The following is an 18,394-nucleotide window of genomic DNA, read 5'->3' as shown; positions in this document are numbered from 1 at the left end:
CGTATCGAACTAGGTTGGTAGAAGCATGGGCAAACCCGTCGAGCCGCCTCCGGAGGAGGAAGCCGAACGCGTCGATCTGAAGAGCGCTCTCGAAGAGCGCTATCTGACCTATGCGCTCTCGACGATCCTGCACCGCGCCTTGCCGGATGCGCGCGACGGGCTGAAGCCCGTCCATCGCCGCATCCTGCACGCCATGCGCCTGCTCCGGCTCGATCCCGGCCAGGTCCACAAGAAATGCGCCCGCATCGTCGGCGACGTCATCGGTAAGTTCCATCCGCATGGCGACCAATCGGTCTATGACGCGCTGGTCCGCCTCGCGCAGGACTTCGCCCAGCGCTACCCGCTCGTCGACGGACAGGGCAACTTCGGCAATATCGACGGCGATAACGCCGCCGCCTACCGCTACACCGAAGCGCGCATGACCGAGGTCGCGCGCCTCCTGCTCGACGGCATCGACGAGGACGCGGTCGATTTCCGCGAGACCTATAATGGTGAGGACGAGGAGCCGATGGTGCTCCCGGCCGCCTTCCCGAACCTGCTCGCCAATGGCTCGCAAGGCATCGCGGTCGGCATGGCGACCTCGATCCCGCCGCACAACGCCGCCGAGCTCTGCGACGCCGCGCTTTATCTGATCCAGCATCCGGAGACGACCTCCGAGCAGCTGATGACCTTCGTGCCCGGGCCCGATTTTCCGACCGGCGGCATCATCGTCGAGTCGCGCTCGTCGATGGTCGAGACCTATCGCACCGGCCGCGGCGCCTTCCGCACGCGGGCGCGCTGGCATGTCGAGGATCAGGGCCGCGGCACCTGGTTCGTCGTCGTCACCGAGATTCCCTATGGGGTCCAGAAGGGCCGGCTGATCGAGAAGATCGCCGAGCTTCTGAACGACCGGAAGCTGCCGCTGGTCGCCGACCTGCGCGACGAGTCGGCCGAGGACATCCGCGTCGTCATCGAGCCGCGCGCCCGCAATGTCGATGCCAACCTGATGATGGAATCGCTGTTCCGGCTCTCGGAGCTGGAATCGCGCATTCCGATGAACATGAATGTTCTGACCGGCGGGCTGGTGCCGCGCGTGCTCAGTCTGGCCGAGGCCCTGCGCGCCTGGCTCGACCATCGCCGCGACGTGCTGGTCCGGCGCTCGCGCTTCCGTCTCGGCCAGATCGAGAAGCGCCTAGAAATCCTCGCCGGCCTGCTGATCGTCTATCTCGACCTCGACCGGGTGATCAAAATCATCCGCGAGGAGGACGAGCCAAAGATCGAGCTGATGAAGGTCTTCGCGCTCAACGAGGTCCAGGCCAACGCCATCCTCGACACCCGCCTGCGCGCCTTGCGCAAGCTCGAGGAGATGCAGCTCAAGACCGAGTTCGACGAGCTGACCCAGGAGAAGGGCCAGATCGAGGGCCTGATCGCCTCCGAGGCACAGCAGTGGAAAACCATCTCCTGGGACATCCGCGAGGTGAAGAAGCTGTTCGGCCCGGAAACGGCGATCGGCAAGCGCCGCACCACCTTCGCCGATATGCCCGATACGACCGATATCGACCTGACCCAGGCCATGGTCGAGCGCGAGCCGGTGACGGTGGTGATCTCGAAGAAGGGCTGGATCCGGGCGCTGAAGGGCCATGTCCAGGACCTGTCGAGCCTCACCTTCAAGGGCGACGACACGCTCCGCACCGCCTTCTTCAGCGAAACGACGTCCAAGATCCTGGTGATGGCGACCAACGGCAAGGTCTTCACGCTGGAGGCCTCGAAGCTGCCGGGCGGGCGCGGCTTCGGCGATCCGATCCGGCTGATGATCGAGCTGGAGGAGAGTGCCGAGATCGTCGCCGCCTTCCCCTACAGGGCGGGCTTGAAGCTTCTGGTCGCCAGCACGGAGGGCCGTGGCTTCGTCGTGCCGACCGACGATGTCGTCGCCAACACCCGCAAGGGCAAGCAGGTGCTCAATGTCGACCAGCCGGCCGAGGCGATGCTCGTCGTGCCGGCCGAGGGCGACCATGTCGCGATCATCGGCCAGAACCGCAAGCTGCTCTGCTTCCCGCTCTCCGAGGTCGCGGAGATGGGCCGCGGCAAGGGCGTCAGGCTGCAGCGCTACAAGGATGGCGGCCTGTCGGACGCCAAGGTCTTCAAGCTCGAGGACGGGTTGACCTGGCTCGACACCTCCGGCCGAACCTGGACGGTGGCGCAGGCCGAGCTGATCGAATGGCTCGGCCATCGCGCCGAGGCCGGCCGCCTGCCGCCCAAGGGCTTCCCGAAGAACAACAAGTTCGGGGGATGAGCGGAGTGAGAGGCGGCTGACGCCGTACCGTTATCTGACGGTGCGTTGCGGCGCTGGCCAGCCGACCGAGCGGCCAAGATCGGTGGTATGGCAGGCCGACAGGGCGAGCGCCAGCAAAGCGGCGGTGATCAGGCGCGACATGAATTGCTCCGTATGGGTCGTGCAGGGCGGGTGATCGTGCGAGCCGAGCTCGCTCAATCTCGTCTGAGAAGCGCCGATCTGGCTGCCGCCTCGAGCGTGCTCCGATGAGCGCCGGCGACCAGCAGGCAGAGCCCAAGCAGGATCATGGCCGGCAGCGGGGAGCCGGGCAGGACCGTGAGGTGCGCTAGGGTGGCGCCAAGCATGGTGGCAGCCAGCAGCACGGCGGCAAAACCGGAGAGCGCCGGCAGGAGCAGCGCGGCAGCGCCGGCGAGCTCGATCGCCCCGGTCAGATAGCGGAACCATTGCCCGAAGCCGATCATGGCGAACGCATCGACCATCGGCTGCGCCCCGACAAGTTTGGCGCCACCGGCGGCTGCGAACACGGCGGCGAGCAGCGCCTTGACGGCCCATAGGCCAAGCCGGCGCCAGCGCGGCGCCTCCGAAACGTCAGTGACCGACATGGAGATCTCCGAAGAATGCCCGAGGGCTGCGGCGGGCCGTTCCCGCCGCTTTCGCCATGAGGAATTCGGGAGTAGCATCGAAAAGACAAGTAGGACGGAATTTGTGGTATAGTATGAAAAATCAGACTATTGAGATTCAACGCCCGGGCGAGGATGGAGAATCATCCGCAGAATCAGATGCTTGCCCAAGCGCAGCTGCGGTCGAGCAATTTCATGCCGCCATGCGCATGCTGACCGGCAAGTGGAAGGGCGAGATCCTGTGGCGGCTCGGGCAGGGCACTCTGCGCTTCGGCGAGCTGCGCCGTTCGATCCCCGGGATCACCCAGCATATGCTGACGACGCAGCTGCGCGATCTGGAGGCGCATGGTCTCGTCAAGCGCACGATCTATCCGGAGGTGCCCCCGCGCGTCGAATATGAGCTGACGCCGTCTGCGCGCGATCTTGGCGCGGTCTTTCATGAGATCAGGGCCTGGTCCGACAGGCACGCGGCCTCGCTCAATCTGACGGCTTGAACGGGCTGGCCGCGGCCCCATCCTGTTGCCTGATCAGAGGCTTGCGCGAATCCGTGGAATCGACCCGCCAGCGATTTGAATCAAGACCACAGCGTCTTGACTCACTACCTCAGCGGATCGCCGATCCGACGACGCCGACTTCCAGCCCGAGCGTGACATTGTTGGTCACTGCCCATTGGATGCCGGCGCGCGCTTCCGGCCTGAGCGCGATATCGGAGCGCGAGAAGGGTGGGGAGAACAGCGTCGCGCCGTAGCGGAAGGTCTCGTTGCCCGCGGCCAGGCCGACACTCGTATAGAGCAGCACGTCGGGCGTCGCGAACACGCCGGCCTTGAGCTGGAAGGCGCCCGTGATGTCGCGGGTATAGCTTGCCTGGTTGAAGCCGGGATTGGCGTAGCCGCCGAAGGAAGGGGAGAATTCGAGCGCCCCGGCGATGCCGTAGACGAAGTCGCCATCGCGCCACATCTTGCCGGCCTCGAGCCCGATCACCGGCCCGGCGGAGGTGCCGAAGCGTTTCGAGCTGCTGACCTGGAAGCCGCTGGAGATGCGGGCGTAGGAGCCGTCCCATTTGACGCCGCCGGGCGACAAGGTCGGCTCAGACCAGGCGAAGGAGGGCAGGATTCCGAAGCCCGAGAGCGGCAGGAAGGCCTGTGCTTGCGCCGGGGCGCTGGTCGCCATCAGCGCCGCTACGGCGGCGGCGGCCGAGAAAAGCTTCATGCGTGCGCTGCCCGCAGTCAGGATCATGCTCATGGCTTAGCAGGTGAGGGCGCGATTGTCGCGGTTTTGTGGCGTAGTGTCCCGGCGGCTCAGCTCAGCTTGGTCTTGAGGCGCAGGAAGCGCATCGTTCGCTCGGCGGTGGCCATGTCGAGCTGCTCATAGGCTTTGAGGTCGTCCTCGATATCCTTGGCCTTGAAGTAGAGGCGCCGCCCACGCAGCTGCAGGACAGCGTCGAAGGTGTCCTTGCCGAGCCCGAGCGTCCGCGCCAGCACGGCGATGCCGCTGACGTCGCGCTGCATCAGCACGCGCAGGCCCTGCTCGGTGGTGACCTCGGCACTGATCGCGATCACCTGCGCGAGGTGGAAGGCGCGATCCTCCTCAGCCAGCATCGTGACGACCTCGTCGAGGCTGCGTGCGCCCGCCTGCAGGTCGGCGATCAGCAGCCGGACCTCGCGGCGCTGCTGGCGCGCCTGACGCGCCATCATCGCGGTCTGGTGTGAAGTCGCCTCGCTGTTCGGATCCGACATCTGCTCGACGATGCGCAGCACGCGCTCAGCCCGCTGCGGCGACAGGTCCGAGCGGCGCGCCAGCGCGTCGCCCACCACGGCATCGTCGCCGCCGCGCTGCAGCAGCCGGTCGAAGCCGTGATCGGAGAACTGGGCGCCCTCATTGCCGGAAACGCTGCGAAGCACTGTTGAATCGCCGCGCTCGACCAGGATATCGGTCACGCCTTCCGGCAGGCGGGCGCGCTCGGCGATGGCCGCGAGATGCGCCTGCGTCTGGCTGATGGCGATGGCTGCCAGATCGGTGTCGGTCAGGACCGGCGAGAGCCGGAGCACGAGGCGTGCGACCTCGCTGTCGGTATCGTTCGCCAGCGACACCGCGACCGGGCGCGGCAGCGTCGCCGTCGCGGCGACGGAATCGGCATATTCGCGTCGGCCTTCGGCGTCGAGATGCGGCAGCGAGCGCAGCGCGATATCGCCGTAGTGCTCCTGCGATTCCTCGCTCGGATCGGCGTCGAGCAGGAACAGGTCTGTCACGGCGTTGAGAAGCTTGCGCCGGGACTCCGACGACATCTCCGCTGGCATGCGGGACAAAGACTGGAGCATCGGAGCGGTTTCCGCAGGAGTATCACGTTTGGACAATGCCGGACGCTACCCTGCGCGCTTTGATTTAGTCTTAAGCCGTTCATGGAATTCCCAGTACTTTCAGTATCATCGTCGCTTCTTATGGTTGCATTTTAATAGCACAACAACCTGAAGGAGCTGTTTCGGCCCGTGCTGACGGAACTTCGCCGGTCAGATCACGTTGGCAGGTCGCCGCCCTGCGCGGCGATCGAGGCCACCAGCAATGCGGAGCGTGATGTGAGCACGAGCCAGCCCCAAGCAGGAAGCTACCCCCTTGGCGATCAGACAGGGCGAGCCGCGGCCGAGCCGTCGCGTCGCGCGATGCTGGCGGCTTTGGCTGCGATCGGGCTCGTCTCGCCCGCCCGCGCCCAAGACACCCGTCCGCCGCCGGTCACACCGAACAATGCGCCCGCCGAGCAGCGGCGTGGCAATTTCGGTTATGAGGATGTCGTTCGCCAGGCTCGCGAGCTCGCAGCCCGGCCCTTCGACACGAGCGCGCCCGCCATTCCGGAGGCGCTGAAATCGCTGACCTATGACAGTTATCGCGAAATCCGGTTCCGCAGGGACAAGGCGCTCTGGCAGGACAGCGGCTCGGACTACCGCCTGCACCTGTTCCATCTCGGCTTCCTGCACGACAAGCCGGTGCCGGTTCATGTGATCAGCGACGGAACCGCGATCCCGCTGCCATTCAACATGGCGCTGTTCGAATACGGCAAGGCGCAGGTCCCGCAGAAGCTGCCGATCTCGCTCGGTTTCGCCGGCTTCGCCGTCACGACGACGCTCAACGACCTGAAGGTTCAGGACGAGGTGATCTCCTTCCTCGGCGCCAGCTATTTCCGGTTCCTCGGTCGCGGCCACCGCTATGGGCTTTCGGCGCGCTCGCTGGCACTCGATGTCGGCGGCGAGCAGGCCGAGGAGTTCCCGTTCTTTCGCGCGCTCTGGCTGGAGAAGCCGAAGCCTGACAGCCTCGACCTCGTCATCTACGGGCTGCTCGATTCGCCCTCGGTCAGCGGCGCCTTCCGCTATGTCGTGACGCCGGGCCAGCAGACCAGCGTCGCCGTCACGGCGACGATCGTGCCGCGCCGGACGATCGAGCGCATCGGCATCGCGCCGCTGACCTCGATGTTCCTCGCCGGCGAGGGCGACCGCGAGCAGCGCACCGATTTTCGACCCGAGGTCCACGATTCCGACGGGCTGATGCTGAAGACCGGCGCCGGCGAATGGCTCTGGCGGCCGATCCGGAACCCGCGGGCGCTGACGATCTCGTCCTTCCATGACCGCAATCCGCGCGGTTTCGGGCTGATCCAGCGCGACCGAGAATTCGGTCATTACCAGGATCTGGAGGCGCATTACCACGCCCGCCCCGGCTACTGGGTCGAGCCATCAGGCGATTGGGGCGAGGGCCGCGTCGACCTGATCGAAATCCCGACCCAGGGCGAGGAATTCGACAACATCGTCTGCTGCTGGACACCGAAGACGCCCTTGCCCAGTGGCCAGCCAACCGAATTGAGCTATCGCATCACCTCCGTATCGACGACCGAGACGCTGCATGCGATGGCGCAGGTCCAGAGCAGCATCGCCGCCCGCGAGGAGGTCGACGCGGCGGCAGGGCTGGCGAAGCGCCGCTTCATCGTCGACTTCAACGCCGGTGACCTCGAATACTATCTCTCCGATCCCAAGCGCGTCTCGGTGGTCGCGACGGTCTCGGCCGGCACGGTAGCCCGAGCGACGCTCGATCCGAACTTCGCCGCGAAGGGCTTCCGGGCGATCGTCGATGTCACGCTCAGGCCGGCCGAAAGCACTGATCTGCGCGTCTTCCTGCGCACGGCCAGGCAGACGCTCAGCGAGACCTGGACGATGTCGTGGACCGCGTCAGCCACCTAGATCATCGCGCGCCCAATCGGGCGCGATCACGATGAACTATCACATTGTTATCGCATCGGATTATTCCGAAAAGTGGATTCCACTTTTCGGTCCGATGCTAGAGACGGCCGTGTCTCCCGGCCGCCGAACCGACGGTGCAGCCAGGGCAGTTTCGGGGTGAGATCTGACTCACGGCGTCGGGAAGAAGCTGCTCGGCAGGTTGCCGGGCCGTGTGGTCGACTCCGCCCGCACCGACGCGCTCGCGGTCGGGCCGTAGCCCCTGTCGAAGGCGGTGCCGTCCTGCTCGTTGCAGGTCGGACGCTGCGGATTCTTGGCGATGGCGGCCGAGCGCGGAAAGGCGGTGTTGTCGACCGCGTCGGTGGTCGGCTGGCCGATATCGATACGCGAGGTCACCATGCTGGCCGTCGGCTTGGTGGTCGGCGAGGTCCAGCCAAGCGTGCCGTGCCAGATCACGTGCCAACCGATCCGTGCCAGGTGATGAACCGTCCTGCCGCCTTCCCTGGCGACGAAATAGGCGATGAAGCCTTCGTCGCGCCGGGCCGTGTGCAGGAAGTTCGGCGAATGCGCCACGGCATTGGTCTGACGCAGGGGAAATGGATTATTGGGATGGTCGCCGAACTTGTAGGTCACCAGGAAGCCCTTGGTCCCGGTGGTCTGGTCGGTGATGATCTGGTTGCTCGGATCGAAGATCATCTCGTCGACGGTCGGCAGATCACCGTCGCCGTCCAGCGAGGGGTTGGTGCCGAAGGCCGATTTGAGATTGACGACGATGCTGCCCTCATTGGCCATCCGCCCGGCATAATGCGCCTCGTAGACCAAGAGGTCGGAGACCAGGATCATCCCGAACTCCCAATTGGTCATCAGCTCGATCTTGTCCTGCCGGCTGGCCGGATCGCCCGACATCAGCACGCTGCCGGTGCAGGTGATCATCGGGCCGGTATCACCGGGATGCCCCGCCGCCTCGTCGGCTGCGGCGCGGCGCACCTTGGTCGTGCAATGAAGCAAGGCGTGCTCGGTGCCGACATGGATGTCGGTGCGCGAGCCGCCCTTGCTGGCGGTGATCGTGGCGCTGCCGGGAGCGATCGCGATAACCATGGCTACTCCTGCTGATAGCGGATGGCCCGGTTTCACCCAGGTCTTCGAGGCGGGGAGCGTCGATCTAGCGAACGGCTGCGCTGTGCGTGCGTGCCTTGGCGGCGTCGGCGCGGCGGTTGATGGCGCTCTGCGCGATGATGGCGCGCTCCAGCGCCGCCATGGTCAGCGGCCCGACGATGGCGTCGGCGACGAGCCCGTTGGCGGTCTGGAAGCTGCGCACGCGGCTCGCGGTTTCCGGGCCGAAGATCCCATCGGGCAGAGTGCGACCCTGATTGCTCGAGTTCGGCATCGCCAGGCCGAGATCGATCAGCGCCAGCTGGATGATGGCGACGGCCTGGCCGCGCTCGCCCTGCTTCAACGGCGGCGCGTTCTCTGCAGCCTTCCTCAGGCGGTCATTGGCGGAAAAACGAGGCGAGGTGAGCGCCATGGTCTTGGTCCTGCCCGTCCCCGATGACCCAAGGTTAGGTCCAAGGCAGGGGGAGGGTCAAGGACGGTTGTGCTTTCCCTTCCCCCCGCTTGCGGTGGGGAAGGGTTAGGGATGGGGGGCCGGAAAGCAGGAGCTCGACTTCTTCCAGCCCGGTGCCGAGCGGTACTGCCCCCCACCCAACCCTCCCACCGCAAGCGGGGGGAGGGCTAAGCCGCCGGCAGACAGGCCGGGCCGAGCGGTTCGAAGCTCTTATAGGTCAGGATGAACTCCTGATGGCCGAGCTCTTCCGACTTCGTCCGCCCGCCCTGCGCCAGCGAGACGACGAGATTGCGGATCTCGGTGCCGACCTCGTCGAGGCTTGCCCTGCCTTCGAGGATGCGGCCGGCATCGACGTCCATGTCGTCGCTCATCCGGCGATAGGTCTCAGGATTGGCGCAGATCTTCACCACCGGCGAAATCGCCGAGCCGACGACCGAGCCGCGCCCGGTGACGAACAGCACACAATGCGCGCCGCAGGCGATCAGTTCCGCGATCTCGGCATTGTCGTTGATGTTCGGGAAGCCGAAGCGCACCTCGCCGTCCGGCACCACGTCGAGCAGATAGAGCCCGCCGCGCGGTGGCACGTCGCCGGGTTTCAACAGGCCGGAGATCGGCGAGGCGCCGGATTTGGCGTAGGCGCCCATTGACTTCTCCTCGATGGTCGAGAGCCCGCCCGCGGCATTGCCGGCGGCGAAGGAACCGTAGCCGAGCGTCGCATAGTAGCGCGCCGCCTTGGCGACCGATCTCTCCAGTTCGACGCCGAGCTCGGGCGTGATCGCGCGCGCCGCCATGATGTGCTCGCAGCCGATCAGCTCGCCGGTCTCCTCGAAGATGCAGGATGCGCCCTCGGCGATGAGCTGGTCGAAGGCGCGGCCGGCAGCGGGGTTGCCAGTGATGCCGGAGGTGCCGTCCGAGCCGCCGCAGACGGTGCCGATCACCAGCTCGCCGACCTGCATCGGCACGGTTTCGGCGCTGTCGAGCGCGATGCGCTGCTCCTCGACCCAGGCGCGGCCTTCCTTGATCGAGGCGCGGGTGCCGCCCGTGCCCTGGATCACGATCGTCTTCACCGGCCGTCCGCTGGCACGCACCACCCGTTCCAATGCATATTTGTTGAAGCTCTCGCAGCCGAGCGAGACCAGCAGCACCGCCCCGACATTGGGATGGGTGCAGAGCTGCTCCATCATCCGCTCGGCATAAGGGTTCGGGTAGCAGCCCGGGAAGCCGATGGCGTGGACCTCGTGCTCGCGCCAGGGCAGGGCGATCTCGCGCGCGACATGATGGGCGCATTCGACCAGATAGGCGACGGCGACGACGTTGCGGATGCCCTTGCGGCCATCGCTGCGGAGATAGCCTTGGAGGTTTGTCATGGAGTTCGACCTTCTCCCTTCCCCCCTGTGGGGAAGGGTTGGGGATGGGGGTGGTTCCGCTTGGCGATCGCCGGATTGAAAAGGGCATTGGCATCGGCGACAGGGCCAGTGCGTTCGATCGATCGCTCCGGCTTTCCGACCCCCACCCCTTCCCCTCCCCACAAGGTGGAGGGGTTTCGTGCGGTGGTTCCAGCGACCGATCCGAAACGCCTTTCAGCACTTCGCTTGAGCCCGCTCATTGCGCCGCTCCAGCCTTGCGCTCGTCCTCGAGATGATAGGTCGGCGTGTAGTCGCTCTTCATGTTCTGGACATGGACGTGATGGCCGGCGGCGACGGCCTCGGTCGCCACGCCGATCGGCGCGCCGTATTTCAGGATCTTCTCGCCGGGCGCGATGGCGCGCCGGGCGATCTTGTGTGCGAGCGCGATCTCGCGGTCGATCACCGCCTGACCGGTCCCGGTCTCGATACGCTCGCCCGCCGGCAGGCGGGTGCGCGCGACGAAGACATTGTCGCGCGGATCGAGCAGGATCAGGCGGGAATCGTGTTCGGACATCAGAACTTGCCGAACTGCAGATAGGCCTGCTGCGGGTCGGTGCCGGCCAGGATCGCCGTGCGCACCTTGTTTTCCGCCGAGATCGCCGTTTCGGATTTCTCCAGGACTTCCTCGATGATCTCGATCGGGATGCGCACGACGCCGTCGCGGTCGGCGAGGATGTAGTCGCCCGGCCGGATCCAGACATCGCCGATCTTGATCGGCTCGTCGACGGCCTTGGGCAGCCAGAAACCGACGATGTCGCGCGGCGTATAGGCCTTGAAATAGGCCTGGAAGCCCATCTCGACCATGAATTCGGTGTCGCGCGACAGGCCGTCGATGACGCAGCCGCGCACGCCCTTGTTCTTCAGCGTCTCGGCCGAGAGCTCGCCCATCAGTGCGACCTCCTCGGTGTTCGGCTGGCAGACCCAGACATGGCCGGGCTTGGCGGCCGAGAGCAGGCCGGTCCAGCCGAGCAGGGTCTCGTGCGCATCGAACTCGCCGGTCTTGCCCTCGACGGTGAAGGCCGGGCCGGCGAGCTTCACGCCGGGCAGCAGCGGGCGCAGCGCCGGCGGCAGGGTGAAGTCCTTCAGGCCCATGGCGCGCATCGTGTCGTGGATGATGCCGGTGTAGCAGCGTTCGAGGCGCTCGGTCAGCGTATCGGTCATGTTTCCTCCGGGGGCGACCGCTCCGGCGGTCTTGCCGGCACCTTGCACAGAGGGTGGCTGAGCGGGCAAGTGCGGTTTTTGCAGCGCCGACGTGCGTATTAAACGATTTAAACGACGGTTTTCGTCATGCTCGGGCTTGACCCGAGCATCTCCGGCCGGAAGAGGCTCAAGTCGATAACTTCTCGTCATGAGATTCTCGGGTCTGCGCTTCGCTTCGCCCGAGAATGACGTGCCGACAACGTCAGCCGACGCGTTCCCAGCCTTGCGGCATCAGGCGCTCCTGCGGCAGGAAGCGGGCCTTGTAGGCCATCTTCGGCGAGCCCTCGACCCAGTAGCCCAGATAGACATAAGGCAGGCCGAGCTTGCGGGCGCGCTCGACATGCTCGAGCACCATGAAGGTGCCGAGCGAGCGGGCCTCGAGAGCGGGATCGTAGACCGAATAGACCATGGAGAGCCCGTCGCTCAGCCGGTCGGTCAGGGCGAAGGCGTAGAGGTCGCCTTGGCCGCGGCCGGTGAAGCCGCTGTCGGGCCCGCGCCGGCGGTATTCGATCAGGCTGGTCTCGACATGGGTGTCCTCGACCATCATGGCGAAGTCGAGCGCCGACATCGTCGCCATGCCGCCTTCGGGGTGGCGGTCATCGAGATAGCCGCGGAACAGCGAATAATGCTCCGAGCGCGGCTGCGGCGGCAGTGCCTCGCCGATCAGGTCGCTGTTGCGCGAGGCGATCTTGCGGAAGCCGCGCGAGGGCCGGAAATCGGCGACGACGATCCTCACCGAGACGCAGGCCCGGCAGGTCTCGCAGGCCGGGCGATAGGCGATGCTCTGCGAACGCCGGAAGCCGCCATGCGAGAGCACGTCGTTGAGGTCGCGTGCCCGCGCCCCGACGAGATGGGTGAACACCTTGCGTTCCTCGCGGCCCGGCAGATAGGGGCAGGGCGTCGGCGAGGTCAGGTAGAATTGCGGGGCATCCCGCAAGGGACGTGTCACGTCAGGCAGGCTCCGGAACCGCCGAGGTAGGGGTGAGTTTAGCAGTCGGCGCGGCGGCAACAAGCACGAAGCCTGCGGTCGCGGCACCGCATGGGATAACCCTCGCACCAATGTTAGCCTGCCCGCGAGGGGATGCCGGGAAGCCTCCCGGAGCAGGGGGATCGAATGCAGACCGAAACGGTCGCGTTGGCCCGCGAGAAGGAAACCCTGCTGATCACGCTCTGGGCCAAGGCCGGCGAGAGCCTGCTACCCGATTCCCTGCTCAAAGACCATTTCGCGGCGGAGGCGGCGAGCCGGATCGACTATGATTTCGCCCGGCTCAAGGTCGATCGCGACCTGATGGTCGGCCTCGCCATGCGGGCCCATACCTTGGATGGCTGGACGCGCGATTTCCTCGCTGATCATGACGATGCGATCGTCCTGCATCTCGGCTGCGGGCTCGACAGCCGCATCTCCCGCATCGATCCGCCTGCCGGCGTCGACTGGTACGAGGTCGATTATCCGGACGTCATCGCGCTCAGGCGCAAGCTCTATCCGACGCGCGAGAACTGCCACCTGATCGGCTCGTCCGTGACGGAGCCGGGCTGGCTCGACGACCTGCCGCAGGATCGCCCGACGATGATCGTCGCCGAGGGCCTTCTGCCTTACCTGCCGGAAGAGGAGGTGCCGCTGCTGCTGGAACGGCTGGTGTGGCACTGTCGGACCGGCGAGATCGTCTTCGACGCCTATAGTGATTTCGGCCTGCGCATGATCGCGCTGCAGCCTTCGATCAAGGCGACCGGTGCGACATTGCACTGGGCGCTCGACGACCCCGCCGATCTGGAGCGGCAGGTGCCGGGCCTCACGCTGGTGGCCGAGCTGACAGCCTACGATCCCGATGGCTACGACCCGGCGCAGATCGCGCGCATGTCCTGGCCGGCGCGGCTGGCGATCCAGTTCTTCTCGCTGGTCCCGCCGCTGGCGCGCATCGGCCTGCTGCTGCGCTACCGCTTTTAGGCGCGCACCACCACGAGCCCGGTCAGGATGTCGTGACCGAGCCGGCGATCCCCACGCACCAGCCCGCAGGCGATGTCGAGGAACCAGAGGGCGACCGTGCCGGCCGCGACATAGAAGAACAGCGCATGCACCGCCGCCGCCAGCGCATCCGGCCGCCCGCCCGAAGCGGTTTCGACCCGAAGGCCGGCCATGCGCATGCCGAGCGTCGCCTGCTTGCGCCCGCCGATCGTGATGGCGGCATAGCCAAGCGCGACAGCGACCGTCGCTCCGCCCATCAGGAGCCAGGTCAGGCCGAAGGTGACGATGCCGAGGATCGCCAGCAGGAACCAGACGATGCTGCCGAGGATGAACAGGACGATCACGTCGCCGATCCAGGCGAACAGGCGCGAACCGAGCACGCCGCGCGTATCCTGCAGCGGCCGGTCCTCCAGCGCGACGATCGGCGGCTGGCGATAGGACGGGTTCGACATCGATGGCTTTCCAATCTCCTGCGGGCGGAGAGTGCCCGCTGGTGGACAATGTTTGATCAGCCACCCGGTTCCGCAAGACCACGCGGGTAGATCCGGCGCGGCGCGAGGCCTTCCTTGCGCAGCGCCTCCTCGATCGCGGCGGTGTGCGCCTCGTCGCGGGTCTCGACGGTGACGTCGAGCGTCACGCCCTTGGCCGGCACGTCGAGGAAGAGCCGGCCATGGCTGACCTCGAGGATGTTGGCGCCAAGCGCGCCGAACAGGCTGGCGACCTTGCCGAGCAGGCCGGGCCGGTCGCTGGCGGTGAGGCGGAAGGCGGCGATGCGTTGCTCGCGCTCGAGCTCGCGCACCATGATCGCGGCGAGCAGGCGCGGATCGATATTGCCGCCGCAGAGCACGAGCCCGACCTTGCGGCCGCGATAGCGCTCCGGTTCCTTCAGCATCGCCGCGAGTCCGGCGGCGCCGGCGCCTTCCGCCAATGTGTGCTGCAAGGTCGCGTAGGCGTTGACGGCGCGCTCAATCAGGTCCTCGCCGACGAGCACGATGTCGGAGACCAGCGCCTTAATCACCGGCAGGGTCTGCGTGCCGACGGTCTTGACCGCAATGCCCTCCGCCAGCGTCGCGCCGCCGATCGGCATCGCCGTGTCATGCACGGCGTTGTGGAAGGACGGGTAGAGCGCCGCCTCGACGCCGATCAGCTCGATCGACGGCTTCAGCGCCTTTGCGGCGACGGCGTTGCCGGCCATCAGCCCGCCGCCGCCGAGCGGGATCAGCAGCATGTCGAGATCGGGCGCCTCGCGCAGCATCTCCAGCGCGACCGTGCCCTGGCCGGCCATCACCGCCGCATCGTCGTAAGGGTGGACGAAGACCAGGCTCTTTTCGGCCGCGATCTCCCGCGCCTTCTGGGCCGACTCGTAGAGTGTCTCGCCGAACAGCACGATCTCCGCACCATAGGCGCGGGTATTCTCGATCTTCACCAGCGGCGTCGTGTCCGGCATCACGATGGTCGCGGGGATGCCAAAGCGCTTGGCGTGATAGGCGACCGCCTGGGCATGGTTTCCGGCTGACATCGCGATGACGCCGCGGCGCTTCTCGTCGTCGTTCAGGCTGCGTAGCTTGTTGACCGCGCCGCGCTCCTTGAAGGAGGCGGTCGCCTGCATGTTCTCGTGCTTGACGAAGATCTCGGCGCCGATGAGTGCCGACAGCCTTGGCGACGCCATCAGCGGCGTCTTCAGCACATGGCCTTCGATGGTCTGCGCAGCCGCCTCGATATCGGCGAAGCTGATCGCGAAGCCGCTGCCCATCCAGTCCCCCATCGCGTCGTTCTAGACTTGGCGCGGCGTCAGCGCGCCATCGCCGAAGAAGCCGCCGGGGCGCAGGATCAGCGTCACGGCGAGCAAGCTATAGACCGCGATGTCGCGCTGTTCGAGCGGCATCGTCGCCGACCACAGCACTTCGAAGGCGGCGATGACGAGCCCGCCGAGGCAGGCGCCGGGCACCGAGCCGATGCCGCCGAGCACGGCCGCGACCAGCGCCTTGAGGCCGAGCGTGAAGCCACCTGAGAAACCCATGCCGCCATAGATCACCGTGACGATGACGCCGGCCGCGCCGCAGATCGCGCAGGCGATGATCAGTGCCCGGTCATGCACTGCGCGAGGATCGATCCCGAACAGCGAGGCTGTGCGGGCATCGTCGGAGACCGCGCGCCAGGCTCGGCCGTAAGACGAGCGGGCGAGATAAAGGATGAGGCAGGTCGCAGCCGAGAAGCCCAGCCCCGCCATGGCGAGCGAGACCGGCGTTGCCGTGACGATGAACTGCTCGGCCCGCGCCAGCGGCAGCGGCTCGTTGAACACCGGCGGCAGCCAGCGCAATTCGGGACCCTGGGCGAGGCGCAAATATTCCGAGAGCGCGATGGCGAGGCCGATCGTCGCGATCAGCACCTGCTGGCCGTTGCTCTTGTCGAGATGGCGCAGCACGAAGCGGCCCATGGCGAAGCCGTGCAGCCCGCTGACCGTGATGGCGACGGCGAAGGCGATGAACAGGCCCGAGACCGGCGTCGAGACGGCGAGCGACAAGGTCAGCGCCACGCCGACAACGGCGGCGAGCGCGCCCAGCGCCGAGAACTCGCCGAAGGTCAGCAGGATGCGGCCGTTGAGCCCGTAGATCAGCGCATAGGCGCTGGCGAGCAGCGCATAGATCGCGGCCGAGGGCAGGGCGGCGAGCCCCTGCTGCAGGCCGTAGGCGAGGCCGGGCGGCAGAACGACCAGGCCGGCGCCCGGAGAGGCGCCCGGATCGACCGGCGGCTCGGCCTTGTATTCGAGATAGAAGCGCCGCAGCAGCAGGAAGCTCGCATCGGTCATCGGCACGCCGTCGGAAGCGAGCCCCGCCAGCGCGCCGCGCTGCAGCGTGGTGCCTTCGCCGGCGAAGATGCAGTCGATGGTGCGCCGGCGCGGCTGGGTGTCCGGTGCCTGCGCCCGGTAGGCGATGCGCAGGATGTCGGCCCGCGGGCCGGTACCGGTGCCCTCGATGGTGATGACGGTATCTGACGGGTTCAGCGCCGGGATGGCCAGCCGGCAGGCACGGATCTGATCGGTGTCGAAGCGCCCGCAGGCAGCGAGCGCGAGGCAGAGCAGAATCGACGTGAACAGGGCGCGCATCGACGGTGACGCTAGCGCGAGAACCGAGGCGTTGGAACTCGCAGCATTGGCGCTCGTCATATGCTCGTTGCAGCCTTGATAAATTAGCAGAGCGGCGCACATCCGATCCGGGCCCCGTGGGGATGCTGGCCGGCCCGGTCGCGCAGCGGGATGTCTGGCATGCAGCAGGATGAGATCTGGGACAACGAGGCGGCCAAATCCTATGACACGCCCGGCACCGGGATGTTCTCGCCCGACGTGCTGGAGCCAGCGGTCGAAAGGCTGGCGCAACTCGCTGAGGGCGGCGCAGCACTCGAATTTGCGATCGGGACCGGCCGCGTCGCCGTGCCGCTCAGCGAGCGGAAGGTTCCCGTGGCAGGTATCGAGTTCTCACCCGCGATGGTCGTCCAATTGCGGACCAAGGTGGATGAAGCGACGATTCCCGTCGTGATCGGCGATATGGCGACAGCCACCGCTCCCGGGAGCTATTCGCTCGTCTACCTCGTCTACAACACGATCTCGAACCTGCTCACGCAGGAAGAGCAGGTGGCATGCTTCCGCAATGCGGCGCGCCACCTCTCGCCCGGCGGGTGTTTTGTGGTCGAGCTCTGGGTGCCGGAACTGCGCAAGCTGCCGCCCGGGCAGCAGGCGGTCGTCTGGCAGTCGGAAACGGGCTATATCGGCCTCGATACCTACGACACGCTGCACCAGCAGGTGGTCTCCCACCATGTCAGGTTCGGCGAGGGCAGGCAGGCCGAGGTCTTCCGCTCACCGCATCGCTACATCTGGCCGGCCGAGCTCGATCTGATGGCTCAGCTGGCCGGCTTCGAACGCGAGAGCCGGCATGCCGATTGGGGCGGCGCGCCGTTCACGGCGGAGTCGCGCTCGCACGTCTCCGTCTATCGCCTGCTCGGTGAGGTCAGCCGTAGGCCTTGAGGATCTTCGCCACCCGCGGCGCGAAATAGGTCAGCACGCCGTCGGCGCCGGCGCGCTTGAAGGCGAGCAAGCTCTCCAGCATCGCCTTGTCGCCATCGAGCCAGCCATTATTGGCCGCCGCCATGATCATCGCGTACTCGCCGGAGACCTGGTAGGCGAAGGTCGGCACCGCGAAGGTGTCCTTCACCCTTGCGATCACGTCGAGATAGGGCAGGCCGGGCTTGATCATCACCATGTCGGCGCCTTCCTCGAGGTCGAGCGCAACCTCGGCGATCGCCTCGTCGGTGTTGGCCGGGTCCATCTGGTAGGTGCGCTTGTCGCCGATGAGCGTGGCGTTGGTGCCGATCGCATCGCGGAACGGCCCGTAATAGGCCGAGGCGTACTTGGCCGAATAGGCCATGATCTGCACGTCCTCATGGCCGCCGCCGTCGAGCGCCGCGCGAATCGCGCCGACGCGCCCGTCCATCATGTCGGAGGGCGCAATCACGTCGGCTCCGGCGTCGGCCAGCGCCAGCGCCTGCCGGACGAGGATGCCGACGCTGGCGTCGTTCAGGATCTTCTCGCCATCCATCACGCCGTCATGGCCGTGCGAAGTATAGGGATCGAGCGCCGCGTCGCAGATGATGCCGATCTCCGGCACCGCTGCCTTGATCGCACGCACCGCGCGGCACATCAGATTGCGGCTGTTCAGCGCTTCCGAGCCGGTCTCGTCGCGTAGCGCCTGGTCGACATAAGGGAAGGGCGCGATCGCAGGGATGCCGAGCCTTGCCGCGGCCTCGGCCTGGCGCACCGCTTCGTCGATGTTGAGCCGGTCGACGCCGGGCATCCAGGCGACCGGCGAGATCGGCTCGGCCGAATCGATCAGGAAGATCGGCCAGATCAGGTCGTCGGTGGTGAGGCGATTCTCGCGCACCAGCCGGCGCGACCAGTCCGCCTTGCGGTTGCGGCGCATGCGGCGGGTGAGCCCGAGCGCGTCCGTCATGGCGGCCGCAGCCTCGGCCCCCCGCGCCTGCGGCGCGGGGAAGGGCCGCACAACCCGAGATGCCATCAACGCCTCCGCTTCGAACGCGATACTTGCTTGCTGGCGATGCTTTAGCACATCGGAACCATTCCAAAACAGTCGCGATGGTC

The 18,394-nt window shown here is 66.7% G+C and carries 18 protein-coding genes; 5 read left to right on the top strand and 13 right to left on the bottom strand.

The window, feature by feature from the left end; genetic code table 11:
- Nucleotides 1-25: 25 nt before the first annotated feature.
- Nucleotides 26-2,272, top strand: a complete 2,247-nt coding sequence (gene parC / locus ACSQ24_RS15465; protein WP_436095530.1) for a DNA topoisomerase IV subunit A — start codon at nucleotides 26-28, stop codon at nucleotides 2,270-2,272.
- Between the two features lie 194 nt (nucleotides 2,273-2,466).
- Here the strand turns inward: parC and ACSQ24_RS15460 are convergent, their stop codons facing one another.
- Nucleotides 2,467-2,874: a DoxX family protein gene (locus ACSQ24_RS15460; RefSeq protein ID WP_436095529.1), complete on the bottom strand. Its 408-nt coding sequence runs from the start codon at nucleotides 2,872-2,874 to the stop codon at nucleotides 2,467-2,469.
- 221 nt (nucleotides 2,875-3,095) lie between these two features.
- On the opposite strand from ACSQ24_RS15460, the gene ACSQ24_RS15455 reads away from it, so the two are divergent.
- Nucleotides 3,096-3,386, top strand: coding sequence for a winged helix-turn-helix transcriptional regulator (locus ACSQ24_RS15455; protein WP_436095528.1), 291 nt, complete (start codon nucleotides 3,096-3,098; stop codon nucleotides 3,384-3,386).
- Nucleotides 3,387-3,495: 109 nt separating this feature from the next.
- Here the strand turns inward: ACSQ24_RS15455 and ACSQ24_RS15450 are convergent, their stop codons facing one another.
- Nucleotides 3,496-4,101 carry an outer membrane protein gene (locus ACSQ24_RS15450; RefSeq protein ID WP_436095527.1) on the bottom strand — a complete coding sequence of 202 codons (606 nt, stop codon included), beginning with the start codon at nucleotides 4,099-4,101 and terminating at the stop codon, nucleotides 3,496-3,498.
- A gap of 89 nt (nucleotides 4,102-4,190) precedes the next feature.
- Nucleotides 4,191-5,177 (bottom strand): DUF2336 domain-containing protein, encoded by a 987-nt coding sequence (locus ACSQ24_RS15445; RefSeq protein WP_436095526.1) that lies wholly within the window; start codon nucleotides 5,175-5,177, stop codon nucleotides 4,191-4,193.
- 288 nt (nucleotides 5,178-5,465) lie between these two features.
- On the opposite strand from ACSQ24_RS15445, the gene ACSQ24_RS15440 reads away from it, so the two are divergent.
- Entirely contained in the window at nucleotides 5,466-7,112 is a 1,647-nt protein-coding gene (locus tag ACSQ24_RS15440; RefSeq protein WP_436095525.1) for a glucan biosynthesis protein, read from the top strand.
- 168 nt (nucleotides 7,113-7,280) lie between these two features.
- Here the strand turns inward: ACSQ24_RS15440 and ACSQ24_RS15435 are convergent, their stop codons facing one another.
- The 6 genes from ACSQ24_RS15435 to ACSQ24_RS15410 form a co-directional block, all read right to left on the bottom strand.
- A complete protein-coding gene (locus ACSQ24_RS15435) occupies nucleotides 7,281-8,207 on the bottom strand; it encodes a hypothetical protein (protein ID WP_436095524.1) in 927 nt (308 codons plus the stop codon).
- A gap of 64 nt (nucleotides 8,208-8,271) precedes the next feature.
- A complete protein-coding gene (locus ACSQ24_RS15430; RefSeq protein WP_436095523.1) occupies nucleotides 8,272-8,634 on the bottom strand; it encodes a peptidoglycan-binding domain-containing protein in 363 nt (120 codons plus the stop codon).
- Nucleotides 8,635-8,840: 206 nt separating this feature from the next.
- Nucleotides 8,841-10,040 carry a UxaA family hydrolase gene (locus ACSQ24_RS15425; RefSeq protein WP_436095522.1) on the bottom strand — a complete coding sequence of 400 codons (1,200 nt, stop codon included), beginning with the start codon at nucleotides 10,038-10,040 and terminating at the stop codon, nucleotides 8,841-8,843.
- 235 nt (nucleotides 10,041-10,275) lie between these two features.
- A complete protein-coding gene (locus ACSQ24_RS15420) occupies nucleotides 10,276-10,593 on the bottom strand; it encodes a UxaA family hydrolase (protein ID WP_436095521.1) in 318 nt (105 codons plus the stop codon).
- The gene (locus tag ACSQ24_RS15415; protein WP_436095520.1) at nucleotides 10,593-11,240 is read right to left on the bottom strand and encodes an RraA family protein; all 648 of its coding nucleotides are present in this window, start codon (nucleotides 11,238-11,240) and stop codon (nucleotides 10,593-10,595) included. The genes ACSQ24_RS15420 and ACSQ24_RS15415 overlap by 1 nt, the downstream gene beginning before the upstream one ends.
- Nucleotides 11,241-11,481: 241 nt before the next feature.
- Nucleotides 11,482-12,228 carry an arginyltransferase gene (locus ACSQ24_RS15410; RefSeq protein WP_436095519.1) on the bottom strand — a complete coding sequence of 249 codons (747 nt, stop codon included), beginning with the start codon at nucleotides 12,226-12,228 and terminating at the stop codon, nucleotides 11,482-11,484.
- Between the two features lie 165 nt (nucleotides 12,229-12,393).
- On the opposite strand from ACSQ24_RS15410, the gene ACSQ24_RS15405 reads away from it, so the two are divergent.
- On the top strand, nucleotides 12,394-13,224 hold the full coding sequence (locus tag ACSQ24_RS15405) for a class I SAM-dependent methyltransferase (protein ID WP_436095518.1): 831 nt from the start codon (nucleotides 12,394-12,396) through the stop codon (nucleotides 13,222-13,224).
- On the opposite strand, the gene ACSQ24_RS15400 is transcribed toward ACSQ24_RS15405, so the two are convergent.
- From ACSQ24_RS15400 to ACSQ24_RS15390, 3 genes are read right to left on the bottom strand one after another with little or no spacing between them, the layout of a single operon-like run.
- Nucleotides 13,221-13,694 carry an RDD family protein gene (locus ACSQ24_RS15400; protein WP_436095517.1) on the bottom strand — a complete coding sequence of 158 codons (474 nt, stop codon included), beginning with the start codon at nucleotides 13,692-13,694 and terminating at the stop codon, nucleotides 13,221-13,223. The genes ACSQ24_RS15405 and ACSQ24_RS15400 overlap by 4 nt on opposite strands.
- Before the next feature lie 56 nt (nucleotides 13,695-13,750).
- Nucleotides 13,751-14,995, bottom strand: a complete 1,245-nt coding sequence (locus ACSQ24_RS15395) for a threonine ammonia-lyase (protein ID WP_436095516.1) — start codon at nucleotides 14,993-14,995, stop codon at nucleotides 13,751-13,753.
- A gap of 21 nt (nucleotides 14,996-15,016) precedes the next feature.
- Complete coding sequence (locus ACSQ24_RS15390) at nucleotides 15,017-16,408, bottom strand: branched-chain amino acid ABC transporter permease (protein WP_436095515.1); 1,392 nt, start codon at nucleotides 16,406-16,408, stop codon at nucleotides 15,017-15,019.
- Between the two features lie 99 nt (nucleotides 16,409-16,507).
- Between ACSQ24_RS15390 and ACSQ24_RS15385 the strand changes: the two genes are divergently transcribed.
- Entirely contained in the window at nucleotides 16,508-17,263 is a 756-nt protein-coding gene (locus ACSQ24_RS15385) for a class I SAM-dependent DNA methyltransferase (RefSeq protein WP_436095514.1), read from the top strand.
- On the opposite strand, the gene hemB is transcribed toward ACSQ24_RS15385, so the two are convergent.
- Entirely contained in the window at nucleotides 17,247-18,311 is a 1,065-nt protein-coding gene (gene hemB / locus ACSQ24_RS15380) for a porphobilinogen synthase (protein WP_436095513.1), read from the bottom strand. The two genes, ACSQ24_RS15385 and hemB, sit on opposite strands and share 17 nt — an antisense overlap.
- Nucleotides 18,312-18,394 lie beyond the last annotated feature (83 nt).

Origin of the sequence: Allobosea sp. LjRoot237, assembly GCF_964253285.1 — a bacterium.
Taxonomy (GTDB): Bacteria; Pseudomonadota; Alphaproteobacteria; order Rhizobiales; family Beijerinckiaceae; genus Allobosea.
This window is presented reverse-complemented; position numbering and strand designations above follow the sequence as displayed.

Coding starts and splice junctions, on each gene's coding strand:
- parC (WP_436095530.1), top strand. CDS start 26: ATGGGCAAACCCGTCGAGCCGCCTCCGGAGGAGGAAGCCGAACGCGTC.
- ACSQ24_RS15400 (WP_436095517.1), bottom strand. CDS start 13,694: ATGTCGAACCCGTCCTATCGCCAGCCGCCGATCGTCGCGCTGGAGGAC.
- hemB (WP_436095513.1), bottom strand. CDS start 18,311: ATGGCATCTCGGGTTGTGCGGCCCTTCCCCGCGCCGCAGGCGCGGGGG.
- ACSQ24_RS15455 (WP_436095528.1), top strand. CDS start 3,096: ATGCGCATGCTGACCGGCAAGTGGAAGGGCGAGATCCTGTGGCGGCTC.
- ACSQ24_RS15450 (WP_436095527.1), bottom strand. CDS start 4,101: ATGAAGCTTTTCTCGGCCGCCGCCGCCGTAGCGGCGCTGATGGCGACC.
- ACSQ24_RS15385 (WP_436095514.1), top strand. CDS start 16,508: ATGCAGCAGGATGAGATCTGGGACAACGAGGCGGCCAAATCCTATGAC.
- ACSQ24_RS15390 (WP_436095515.1), bottom strand. CDS start 16,408: ATGACGAGCGCCAATGCTGCGAGTTCCAACGCCTCGGTTCTCGCGCTA.
- ACSQ24_RS15460 (WP_436095529.1), bottom strand. CDS start 2,874: ATGTCGGTCACTGACGTTTCGGAGGCGCCGCGCTGGCGCCGGCTTGGC.
- ACSQ24_RS15435 (WP_436095524.1), bottom strand. CDS start 8,207: ATGGTTATCGCGATCGCTCCCGGCAGCGCCACGATCACCGCCAGCAAG.
- ACSQ24_RS15430 (WP_436095523.1), bottom strand. CDS start 8,634: ATGGCGCTCACCTCGCCTCGTTTTTCCGCCAATGACCGCCTGAGGAAG.
- ACSQ24_RS15415 (WP_436095520.1), bottom strand. CDS start 11,240: ATGACCGATACGCTGACCGAGCGCCTCGAACGCTGCTACACCGGCATC.
- ACSQ24_RS15425 (WP_436095522.1), bottom strand. CDS start 10,040: ATGACAAACCTCCAAGGCTATCTCCGCAGCGATGGCCGCAAGGGCATC.
- ACSQ24_RS15445 (WP_436095526.1), bottom strand. CDS start 5,177: ATGTCGTCGGAGTCCCGGCGCAAGCTTCTCAACGCCGTGACAGACCTG.
- ACSQ24_RS15405 (WP_436095518.1), top strand. CDS start 12,394: ATGCAGACCGAAACGGTCGCGTTGGCCCGCGAGAAGGAAACCCTGCTG.
- ACSQ24_RS15395 (WP_436095516.1), bottom strand. CDS start 14,995: ATGGGCAGCGGCTTCGCGATCAGCTTCGCCGATATCGAGGCGGCTGCG.
- ACSQ24_RS15420 (WP_436095521.1), bottom strand. CDS start 10,593: ATGTCCGAACACGATTCCCGCCTGATCCTGCTCGATCCGCGCGACAAT.